The organism is Streptomyces sp. NPDC005899 (assembly GCF_040629645.1).
Classification (GTDB): domain Bacteria; phylum Actinomycetota; class Actinomycetes; order Streptomycetales; family Streptomycetaceae; genus Streptomyces.
In genome coordinates, this window is sequence record NZ_JBEXWB010000240.1 from 1 (window position 1) to 9,949 (window position 9,949).

9 protein-coding genes and 1 pseudogene are annotated in these 9,949 nt (G+C 69.7%); 4 read left to right on the forward strand and 6 right to left on the reverse strand.

Translation table 11 applies throughout. The features are described from left to right. Positions 1-71: 71 nt before the first annotated feature. Positions 72-2,105, forward strand: a complete 2,034-nt coding sequence (locus ABZ371_RS23130) for an amino acid adenylation domain-containing protein (protein ID WP_358682806.1) — start codon at positions 72-74, stop codon at positions 2,103-2,105. A 27-nt stretch (positions 2,106-2,132) separates the two neighbouring features. Here the strand turns inward: ABZ371_RS23130 and ABZ371_RS23135 are convergent, their stop codons facing one another. The 5 genes from ABZ371_RS23135 to ABZ371_RS23155 all read right to left on the reverse strand — a co-directional run bounded on the left by ABZ371_RS23135 (position 2,133) and on the right by ABZ371_RS23155 (position 6,143). Continuing rightward, entirely contained in the window at positions 2,133-3,464 is a 1,332-nt protein-coding gene (locus ABZ371_RS23135) for an FAD-binding oxidoreductase (RefSeq protein ID WP_358682808.1), read from the reverse strand. Further along, positions 3,461-3,685: an MbtH family NRPS accessory protein gene (locus tag ABZ371_RS23140; protein ID WP_358682810.1), complete on the reverse strand. Its 225-nt coding sequence runs from the start codon at positions 3,683-3,685 to the stop codon at positions 3,461-3,463. Before ABZ371_RS23140 ends, ABZ371_RS23135 begins: the two co-directional genes overlap by 4 nt. 8 nt (positions 3,686-3,693) lie before the next feature. Further along, positions 3,694-4,917: a condensation domain-containing protein gene (locus ABZ371_RS23145; RefSeq protein ID WP_358682812.1), complete on the reverse strand. Its 1,224-nt coding sequence runs from the start codon at positions 4,915-4,917 to the stop codon at positions 3,694-3,696. 47 nt (positions 4,918-4,964) lie between these two features. Then, positions 4,965-5,249 carry an acyl carrier protein gene (locus tag ABZ371_RS23150; RefSeq protein ID WP_010071224.1) on the reverse strand — a complete coding sequence of 95 codons (285 nt, stop codon included), beginning with the start codon at positions 5,247-5,249 and terminating at the stop codon, positions 4,965-4,967. A 126-nt stretch (positions 5,250-5,375) separates the two neighbouring features. Next, positions 5,376-6,143, reverse strand: a complete 768-nt coding sequence (locus tag ABZ371_RS23155; protein ID WP_358682814.1) for an endonuclease/exonuclease/phosphatase family protein — start codon at positions 6,141-6,143, stop codon at positions 5,376-5,378. Positions 6,144-6,318: 175 nt separating this feature from the next. On the opposite strand from ABZ371_RS23155, the gene ABZ371_RS23160 reads away from it, so the two are divergent. Both ABZ371_RS23160 and ABZ371_RS23165 read left to right on the forward strand, forming a co-directional pair. After that, positions 6,319-6,849, forward strand: coding sequence for a GNAT family N-acetyltransferase (locus tag ABZ371_RS23160; protein ID WP_358682816.1), 531 nt, complete (start codon positions 6,319-6,321; stop codon positions 6,847-6,849). A 334-nt stretch (positions 6,850-7,183) separates the two neighbouring features. Further along, a pseudogene (locus ABZ371_RS23165) lies at positions 7,184-7,725 on the forward strand (hypothetical protein). Here the strand turns inward: ABZ371_RS23165 and ABZ371_RS23170 are convergent. Continuing rightward, complete coding sequence (locus tag ABZ371_RS23170; RefSeq protein ID WP_358682818.1) at positions 7,682-8,473, reverse strand: IS5 family transposase; 792 nt, start codon at positions 8,471-8,473, stop codon at positions 7,682-7,684. The pseudogene ABZ371_RS23165 and the gene ABZ371_RS23170 overlap by 44 nt on opposite strands. A 186-nt stretch (positions 8,474-8,659) precedes the next feature. Between ABZ371_RS23170 and ABZ371_RS23175 the strand changes: the two genes are divergently transcribed. Further along, positions 8,660-9,301 carry a TIGR02391 family protein gene (locus tag ABZ371_RS23175; RefSeq protein ID WP_358682820.1) on the forward strand — a complete coding sequence of 214 codons (642 nt, stop codon included), beginning with the start codon at positions 8,660-8,662 and terminating at the stop codon, positions 9,299-9,301. Positions 9,302-9,949 lie beyond the last annotated feature (648 nt).

Consider the following 9,949-nt stretch of genomic DNA (forward strand, 5'->3'; position numbering starts at 1 on the left):
GCCGTCCGCACGGCGTCTTGTACGAACTTTGCACGCCTCCCCGGCCCGCACCGCTCTTGTAGGCTCCCTCCATGGGTGCACGTCCGGACATCGGCCCCGGCTCCGACCCGACGGGCACGACCGGCTTCGACCTCGCTCTCATCACGACGGAGCGACGGGGGGCCGAGGGCGAACCGGCCGGCATCGCCTGCGCACTCGCCTACGACTCCGAGCTCTTCGACCCCGAGACGGCCGCTGCGCTGGCGGCGCGGCTGGTCACGCTTCTCACGGCATTCGCCAACGTCCCGGACACCGCGCTGTCGCGCGTGGAGCTGTTCTCCGACGACGAGCGCCGGGCCTGGCTGGCGATGTCCAGTGGAACCACGCGTGCGATCGGTGAGTGCACCCTGGTCGAGCTGTTCGAGACACGGGTCCGGGCGATGCCGGGCGCCGTGGCGCTGGTGTGCGGCGACCGTTCGCTGACGTTCGCCGAACTGAACGAGCGGGCCAACGCCCTGGCCCGGCGGCTGATCGAGGCAGGTGTCCGCTCCGAGGAGCCTGTGGCCCTCCTGATGGACCGGTCGGCGGAGCAGATCGTCGCGATCCTGGCGATCCTCAAGGCGGGCGGTTGCTACCTCCCGCTGCACCTGGCGCATCCGGCGCGACGCATGGCCGGTGCCCTTGCGGCTGCTGAGGTCAGGATCCTGCTGACCGATGGTTCGCACGCCGACCACGCGGTCGCGAGGGCCGCCGGGACGACACTCCTCGTGACGGCGGACGGTCCGGCCGCGGCGGACGGCGGCGACCTCGACCGCAAGCCGCTGCCCGAGCAGGCCGCGTACATCATGTTCACCTCCGGCTCGACCGGCACCCCCAAGGGCATCCTGGTGCCCCACCGGAGCGTGGTGCACCTGGCCCTCGACAGATGCTGGGGCGAAGGCGTGCTGGAGCGGATGCTGGTGCATTTCTCCGCCGCGGTCGATCCGTCGACGGGCGAGATCTGGGCCCCGCTGCTCAGAAACGGCAGTCTGGTGATCGCACCGCCCGGCGACCTCGACGCGCAGGAGCTGCGGGAGCTCGTCTCCCGCTACGGCGTCACCGGCGCCATCTTCCCCGGCGGGCTCTTCCGGATGCTTGCCGACGACGACCCGGCCGCGTTCGCAGGGTTGGCCGGCGTCTATACGGGCGGCGAGGTCATTTCGCCGGTCGCGGTGCGCAAGGTGCTCGACGCGGCTCCCGGTCTCCTCGTGCACCCCCTGTACGGACCGACCGAGGCGACCCTGGCCGTTACCTACCACACGATTCGGCGGGCAAGGGAGCTGGCGGGAGATGTCCCCCTCGGCCGGCCGATGGACAACCGGCGCGTCTATGTCCTGGACGAGCATCTCAACCCGGTGCCGCCCGGCACCGTCGGCGAGCTGTACCTCGGCGGTGAGGGCCTGGCCCGCAGCTACGTCGGCAGCCCCGTTCTGACGGCCGAACGGTTCGTCCCGGACCCCTTCCACGGGGTGGGTGCCCGGATGTACCGGTCGGGGGATCTGGCCCGCTGGACGCGTGATGGCGTCCTCATGTTCGTGGGCCGCGCCGACGAGCAGGTCAAGGTACGCGGCTACCGCATCGAGCTCGGGGAGATCGAGACCGCCCTGGCCCGGCAGGAAGGCGTCCGGAGGGTCGCCGTCGTCGTCCGGGAGGACCAGCCCGGCGACGAACGACTGGTGGCGTACCTGGTGCCGGACGCGGGAGCGGCACCGGACCCGGAGGCGCTGGCCGAGGAGCTGCGCGCCACTCTGCCGGCGTACATGGTGCCCTCCGCCTTCGTTGCCTTGCCGGAGCTCCCGCTGACGCCGAACGGGAAGACGGACCGTACGGCCCTGCCGGCGCCGGACTACGGCGGCGGCGCAGGCCAAGGCCCCCGCACGGCCGACGAGGAGCGTCTGTGCGCTCTGTTCGCCGAGGTCCTGGGGGTGGAACGAGTCGGCGTGGACGAGGGATTCTTCGCCCTGGGCGGGGACTCGCTGTTGGCGACCCGGCTGAGGACCAGGATTCGGAGCGCGCTCGGTGTCGACCTCAGGGCGCGAGTGCTGTTCCGGCACCCGACGGTCGCCGAGCTCGCGCGGCTGCTCTGACCCCGCGCAGCAGTCCGGGTCCCCGGACTACTGCGCGGGGTCACCGAGGTAGCCGGGGAAGCGGCCCTCGGGGTCGCGGGCGGCACGGATCCGTCGGAATGTCGACCAGGCGGCGTCCGACATGATCCGGTCCGCTCGGACGGCGAGGTCGCTGTCCCCGAGGTAGCAGCCGACCGAGTGAGGCTCCAGGCGGCTCATCGTGCGGTCGAGCCACGCCCGGCTCAGGACATCGTCGGCGGGGGTCGTGCCTATCGCGTACGCGGCGAAGTAGAGGTCGGTCTGCAGCGACACCGCCATGTCCGGGAGGCGACGGGCGACCAGCGGCGTGAAGTCGCCCAGGACCGTGAACGTCCTGGGCGTGGGCAGCTCGGTGAAGGCGGGCACCAGCGCTGGAACCAGCTCCGACGCGGAACCGGAGAGGAAGGCGTTGTCCGCGGCGTACCGGTGGTTCTCCGGATTGCCGCGCAGCTGCTCCGCCTGGAGCTCCGCGAAGTCCACCGGCTCGGCGACCGTGCGTGCCGAGGCCCTGGCGACCACCGGACACGAATCGAGTGCGGCCAGCGAGGCCGGGCCGCCGTCGAACGACACGGCGTCGACGGTCAGTACCGGAGCGTCGGAGCCGGGCGGCGTGCAGCCGACGGCGGCCAGCTCGACCGACGCCGGCAGGTCGTGGCGGGCCACGTGGTACCAGCTCAGGACCTCCGCGGCGAGCTCGGAGGGGAAGACGTACGTAGACCGCGTCAGCTCCCGGAAGCGGGGACGGGTCCGCAGCCGGAAGGCGGTGACCACTCCGAAGAATCCGGGCCCCGAGCCGCGCGCCGCCCAGAACAGATCGGCGTTCTCCGTCTCGGAGCACCGCACCACCTCCCCGGCGGCGGTCACCACCTCCATGGACACGAGAGACTCGGCGGCCCAGCCCCAGCCGCGGCAGTTCCAGCCGATACCACCCTGGAGCAGGAAGCCTCCCATGCCGACGCTGGGGGAGTGGCCCACGGGAAAGAACCGGCCGTGCCCGGCGAGATACGGGTCCAGGTCCAGGCCGCCGCGTACTGCCGGGCCCACTGTCACGGTCGCGTCGGTGGGGTCGTAGGACATCCCGGTGAACAGCGCGAGGTCAATGAGCAGGGTGTCCTCGCGCAGTGACCAGGCGGCCCAACTGTGCCCGCCGGAACGGACGGCGACCCGCCAGCCCTCCGCCGCTGCCAGCCTCACCCCCTCCGCGACGTCGGCGACGTCGGCGGCCCGCAGCACCGCTACCGGACGCCGCGAGGGCAGCCGGCGGTTGAAGACGCGTGCGGTCGCGGCATCGGCGAAACCGGGGTCGCCGCTCCGCCAGAAGGCTCCGGTGAAAGCGTTCATCCTCGGGCGGCCCCGTCCTCGTCGCCGGACGGACCGCGGCGCAGGCTCGCCAGCCGCATGTCCGTCCAGGAACGGCCGACACGGGCCAGGCAGTCAGCCCTCGTGCCCCGCTGCCCCACCTCGAACCAGCCGGCGGGCAGATCCTGCCCGGCCGGCCAGACCGAGTACTGCTCCTCGCCGTTCCGCACGATGCGGAACTCGCCTGCCTCGTCGTCGGACATGCAGCTCCTCACTGTGCGTCTGCGGGGAGTACGAACCGCTCGGCCGCTTCCAGGAGCTGTTCCACGGCCTCGCCGGGGAAGCGGTCCTCGTTGTAGTGCGCGACGAGCTCCGAGCCCGTCTCGTACAGGTTCCACGCGACGACCACGGTTTCCAGGAACCGTTTTCCGCCAGGGACGTCGAGTTCGACGTACTCCGCCTCGGTGCCGGCGAACGGCGGCAGGTCGTGCGAGGAGGGCGGCTCCTCGTTGAGACTGACGTACAGCCCGGCCTGCCGGTCCGGCACCATCAGGGTCTCGCTCCAGTACCGTCCGGCGACCAGCAGCGGAACGCTGTACTCGAAGACGTCGTGGGTCCGGTGGAAGACCTCCCGGACCGCCTCGGCCGGGCTCTTGTGCGGTGCCCCGAGGTGCAGCGGCACAGTCTGGACGAACAGCCCGGCGGTCTGCGACGTGCCGGGCAGCATCCGCCCGTGCTGGTTGACGGAGATTCCGGCCACCGGATCGCCGGCGACCTCCTTCGCGGCGGCGAGCACGCCGGCGGTGACCGCGGCGAAGGGTGTCGCCCGGGCCTCCAGCGAGAGCGCGTGCAGGCGCGCCTTCGCGTCGGCAGGCAGCACACGGCTGATCGTCCTGGGCCGGTAAGCGCCCGTGGTGTCGCCGCCGACCGGGAAGGGTGCGGGGACCGTGCCGAACTCGTCGACGTAGGAGCGCCAGAACGCCCGGCACTCCTGCCCCCACCGGCCGGCGAACAGACGCCGCTCCTCGGAGGCGAAGCTCTGGTAGCTGCCGGCGGCGGTGACATCGCCGGAATCGCCGGTCAGGGCGCGGCGGTAGAACTCGGTGAAGTCCGCCCGGATGAGGGCCCACGAGGCCAGGTCGTTGATGATGTGGTCGATCGCGATCCCGAACAGGTGCCTGCGCTCGCCGCACCGCACGACGGCGACCCGTGAGAAGCTCGGGCCGCCCAGGTCGAAGGGGCGGCCGATGAAGCGGCTCATCAGCTCGACCGCGTCCGCGTCCGACGCGGCGGTCCGGAACTCGACCTCGCTGAGCGCGTCTCCATCGGTGCGCGCCTCCTCCGGCGAGAGATAGGTGCGGCGCAGGGCGTCGTGCCGGAGGCACACCCGCCACCACGCGTCGCGGAGGGCGGCGACGTCCAGTTCGCCGGTGAGCCACATCGCCATGTAGTGAAGGTTGTGCCAATCGGCGAACTCGCCGGTCAGACGGGCCATCTCCGCCAGCGAGGTGGGGCCCTGAGCGGCCCGGCTCCCGGACGCCGTCACTTCTCGCCGCCGTGCACCGCGCCGGAATCCCCCTGCGCGAACTCGGCGTCGAGGAAATCGGAAAGGCTGCGCGGCGAGGCGTACGAGAATACGTGACGCAGCTTCACGTCGATACCGAGGGCGTCGTGGATCCTGCCGGTGATCTGCAGGACCTGCAACGACGATCCGTTCTTCTCGAAGAGATCCGCATCCTCGTCGAGGGCGGGATCTCCGAGAACCTCTCGCCAGATCCGGGTCAGGACCGCGACGCGTTCCGGCGCCTTTGCGTTCTGCAGACTCATATCGGGAGCTCCTCACGGCGACTGCGCGATTCTCTGGTGCCCACAACGTGCAGGGTTGCGGCCGAGCCGCATGCTACCGATCTTCAGACAGCGCCCGTACTGACAAGAGTCAGGGTGACGCAGGGACTACACCAGCACACTCACCTGGCAATAAGAATGGTCGGACTCGGTCGCGGCCACCGTCGTGCTGAGCAGCCGCAGCGCCCGCCCGTAGAGAATGTGGTCCTTCTGTCCGCCCCCGGGGGTCGTGGGGGTGGCCTCGAAGGCGCTCCGGTAATGCCCGGGGCCCAGGACATCCCCGAGCACCTCGCCTATCCGCCCGTGATTCGCGTCGAGGGCGGCGAAGGCTGTCCCCGTGCCGCCGACGGCCAGCAGGTCTGCCGTGAGCATGGCCCACACCGGCACGAACGCCGGCTCGGTGGCGCTCGCGCCGAAGCGCCTCAGAGGGAAACAGTGCCCGTTGACGAACCCGAGCATCCGGTCGCCGAGGGCGATCGACCCGACCATGTAGCCCTTGTCGTGAAGGGCCCAGCGCTCGCCCCGCGGGCCGGTACCAACCAACTGTGGCCGGGGAAATCGCTTGTACACGGTTTTCGCGATCGGGAACCGCGAGAGGATACCCAGGGCGAGGGAAGCATCCTTCGACATGTGTGAAACACTGAGAGGAAAAGACAAGAAGTGCGCATATTTGAGGCGTCTCGCCAGATATTCCGACTGGCTTTCCCGGCGGCCGTCATAGTCATGTGCCTCTTGCAGGCACAGTACGTCGGGGCGGTGATCCGCCAGAACTGAGGCGTAGTAATCGAGTGAGGGGATCCCGTCGCGTTGGTGGGATTCCCCGAGGATCCCACCTCCCATGTTCCAGGTCGCGATTCTCAGCAGCGTAGGCCTCATCGATCCGTCCCAGAAGATGTGGAAATGTACGGACGCCTGTCGGGCGTGCCATTTTATGCGTCTCCGGCACCGGATCACACTGACAGGAGTCAGGGTGCCGCAGTCTCACTTCGCAGGCCGAGTGGAAAAGCCGAACTTCGCCTCCCTCCGGAATCCGTGCGCTAGGTTGTCCGTCATGAGCGAACTCGGATCAGGCACCTGGCCCCCCGCCCCGATAAAGACCGAACGGCTCGTGCTCCGCGAATCGGAGCCCCGGGACCGCGCGGCGGTCATCGAGTTGTTCGCCTCGCCGGAGGTGGGCACCTTCATCGGTGGCGCGCGACCACGCGACGACCTCGAGCGTGCGGTGCCCGAGACGCCCGGGCGGCGTCCTGGCTTCTTCGTGATCGAACGCGACGGGGCGATGATCGGAATGGTCACCCTCGACCGACGCGAGGAGCGACCGGGGCGCGCCCGTCCCGAAGCCGGCCTGACCGAGCTCGGCTATCTGTTTCTGCCGCAGGCGTGGGGGCACGGGTACGCCGCCGAGGCATGCACGGCCATCCTCGACTGGTTCGCCGGCACTCTCCCTGGCACACCGGTCGTGCTCACCACTCAGTCCGCCAACGACCGCGCGATGCGCCTCGCCGAGAAGCTGGGGTTCACCGAGGTGGAGCGGTTCGAGGAATTCGACGCCGAGCAGTGGTTCGGCGAGTGGACCCCCTGACCACACCGTCCTTCTGAGCTCGGCGCGAGCGCCTGGGTGACCGCTGTCCACTCGCGCCCGCCACCGACTCGACATGGGCGGCCGGTGCTGGAACAGCCAGCAGCCATCGGCAACCCCGGCGGAACACATCAAAATCTTTCTGCCGAACCGGAGGGCACCTCCTGCCGTTGTGGCAAGGGCCGGGCTCAGTCGGCCCTGTGCGCAACAAGGTCCGCACATTAAGTAGGTGTTGTCGTACCGAACCTGAGACCGGTGTTTTTGCTGGTCAGGCATAGGTTCGGTGCTCCCGTGGGAGGGGTGGCCTGTCGTGTCATCGTTCCTGGGGAGGTCGTGGATGCCGTCGGTCGTGGGGTTGCTCGAACAGCGTGAGCTGGGTGCTCGTCGTCGTGTGGACGAGCTGCGGGAGGAGGCCGACCGCGTCCAGGCCGAGCTGGCCGTGGCCGAGCGGGAATGGAAGGAGTGGGTCATCGCCCGCTCGCGGGTCGGCGAGGTGCTGGGTCCGGTGGACGAGACCGCAGATCACGCACGGACCGAACGGGCGATGCCGGCGCAGGGGCAGGCAGAGGAGGCATCGTCGGCGTCGATGGCAGCGAAGCCGAAGGCGCAGGTGCCGGTGTGGCGCGAGGGGCTGGACGCGTCCGTGCTGTCGATGGACTACCAGCGCATCCTGCGGGCTCTCGCGGACCGGCATCGCCTTCATCAAGGGCCGCTGACCTGCCAGGAGATGGCCGTCTTGTTCGGCCTGGACGCGGTGCCGTCGAAGGTGGAGGCGTTGCGGTCGAAGGCGAAGCGGCTGGTCGCGCGGGGCTGGCCGAGCCGGCGCCGGGCCGGTTCACGCTCGCGCGGGCTGTGAGCGGGTCAGGCGGCGGGTCATGATCATGGTCATCGACCAGTAGATCATCGCCTCGGCGCTGGTGGTGCGGCGTTCGAAGTCGCGGACCAGGCGGCGGCTTCGCATCAGGTGGGCGAAGAGCCGCTCGACGATCCACCGCTTGGGCAGGACCACGAAGCCGCGCGTGTCGTCGCTGCGTCTGACGATCGCCAGGACCAGGGCGAGCGTGGCCAGGCAGTGCTCGACGGGGCTGCCGGTGTAGCCGCCGTCGGCCCAGACGAGTTCCAGCCGGTGGTGGGGGTCCGCCACCTGGGCGAGCAGCGCCTTCGCGGCGGCGCGGTCACCGGTGTCCGCGGCGGTGACCATGACGCCCAGTAGCAGGCCGAGGGTGTCGACCACGACGTGCCGCTTGCGGCCGTTGATCAGCTTGCCGCCGTCGAAGCCGCGGCTGTCGGCTCCCACCACGGCGTCCGCCTTGACGGACTGCGAGTCGATCACGCCGGCCGTCGGCTCCACATCCCGGCCCGCCTTCTGGCGGACCCGGTCGCGCAGCCGGTCGTGGAACTCCCTGACCAGCAGGTGGTCGCGCCAGCGGCGGAAGAAGGCGTAGACCCGGTCCCACGGCGGGAAGTCGGCCGGCATCGCCCGCCACTTGATCCCGTTGTCCACGAGATAGCGGACCGCGTCCAACATGGCCCGGTGGCAGTACGCCTCCGGCTGCCCGCCGCGGCCGCGCATCCAGCCCGGCACCGGCAGCAGCGGCCGGACCACGGCCCACTCCGCGTCCGTCATGTCCGAGGGATACCTCCGAACACGTTCCGGGTGATCGGCCGCATTCCCGAACCGGTGAGCGGCACAATCACACGACGGAGCAGCCGAGTTGAACTCCACCGGCGTGAGGACGTACAACTGCGGCAACAGGGTCTCCTGGATCTCGGTTGGCTTCGCAACCCCGAGCTACCAAGAGGCCCTGCCTTCATGCCCACGGTCAGCCGCGATCACCCGATCGAGACTCCTGTTCGACGCCCACCCCTCAAGATCGGAACGACAACAGCTACTTACAAGCCCGGTCTGGGTGACTACGATCTTTTGGCCAACGAGAGAGATCGCTGGGCCGAAGCTCGGCGCGCAACGATCCAGGCGCTGGCGCAGGCTCGGTCTGCAGACGAGATGGCCGCCTTCCTCCGCCCTACATCTCCCTCCATCGCTGCCGATGCCTTACACCCCTGGGTATGGGAACCGGCGGCCCCGCTATGGGGAGCGGAGGCGTATCAAGACGCAGTACTCGCCGCGGCGCGCACAGTGAACCGCCGTCTGCAACGAAAGCTGGGCCGTCACGACATCGGCGAATATGACTTGGCAATGCAGGCGTTCGACTTGAAAGACCCGGCGCCAGGGAAACCGAGGCTGCGATCGCCTGGGGACCGAATGGCGCCTTCCTGGCGGGCCCGACAGGAAGGCGCAAAGTACATGACGGCCGGCTTCTTCCTGGCCATCCGCAATGTCGCCGCTCACCTGGACGACGCAGACTGGGCTGCGCAGGAAGCGCTGGAGTACCTGGCCGCCTTGAGCGTAGTCGCCCACTGGATCGAGGAGTGCTCGGTCGAGGTTGCGTCGTAAACGGCAGGAACCCAGCCGACTGCCGACGGCACGCCGGCGACCCGCCGGGCACGCGATACGGGAATCTGCTCGCAGCTGGCTGTCGCGCTGCTCGGTCCCGAGAATTCCGCCGGTCAGCGCTCGAGCTTCAGTAGCCAGTGCTGGAGGGGGCCGTCATCGGGGATGCTCGCCCGGTAGGCGAAGACGCCCCGTGTGAGCATGCGCATACTCGCCCGGACGTCCGCGCGTCGCTGACCGCCGCGCGGAATGCGACGGCGGCCGTGAATGCGGCGGCTGACCGGTCGTGAGATGTCGCCCAGGTCTACCTGCTGCGGGCCGTCTTACAGGACGAGCACCCGGCCGCCGGCCCTGTGGCGCAGATGTTAGTCCATGAGTCTCTGTACCGGCTGGCCTCCGTCGGCGCGGTGCGGGGTCTGCGCCTGGACGGTGGTACCCGGTGACTGCGGACCTGACGAAGGAAGAGCCGGGCTCAGCGCGGATCGAGGGGCGGGCCCCGGCGCTGCGGCCGTCCGTGCCGCTCTACCGGCACATGCTGTACGGCGCAGGCCTGCCCGGGTCTGTCAAACGAGCGGTGTAACTCGGGTTGTTGAGGGTTACTGGCGGGCTGCGGAGAGTCGGCCGTCGAAGGTGATGTCGAAGGCGTTCAAC

Coding starts and splice junctions, on each gene's coding strand:
- ABZ371_RS23130 (WP_358682806.1), top strand. CDS start 72: ATGGGTGCACGTCCGGACATCGGCCCCGGCTCCGACCCGACGGGCACG.
- ABZ371_RS23135 (WP_358682808.1), bottom strand. CDS start 3,464: ATGAACGCTTTCACCGGAGCCTTCTGGCGGAGCGGCGACCCCGGTTTC.
- ABZ371_RS23140 (WP_358682810.1), bottom strand. CDS start 3,685: ATGTCCGACGACGAGGCAGGCGAGTTCCGCATCGTGCGGAACGGCGAG.
- ABZ371_RS23145 (WP_358682812.1), bottom strand. CDS start 4,917: ATGGCCCGTCTGACCGGCGAGTTCGCCGATTGGCACAACCTTCACTAC.
- ABZ371_RS23150 (WP_010071224.1), bottom strand. CDS start 5,249: ATGAGTCTGCAGAACGCAAAGGCGCCGGAACGCGTCGCGGTCCTGACC.
- ABZ371_RS23155 (WP_358682814.1), bottom strand. CDS start 6,143: ATGAGGCCTACGCTGCTGAGAATCGCGACCTGGAACATGGGAGGTGGG.
- ABZ371_RS23160 (WP_358682816.1), top strand. CDS start 6,319: ATGAGCGAACTCGGATCAGGCACCTGGCCCCCCGCCCCGATAAAGACC.
- ABZ371_RS23170 (WP_358682818.1), bottom strand. CDS start 8,473: ATGACGGACGCGGAGTGGGCCGTGGTCCGGCCGCTGCTGCCGGTGCCG.
- ABZ371_RS23175 (WP_358682820.1), top strand. CDS start 8,660: ATGCCCACGGTCAGCCGCGATCACCCGATCGAGACTCCTGTTCGACGC.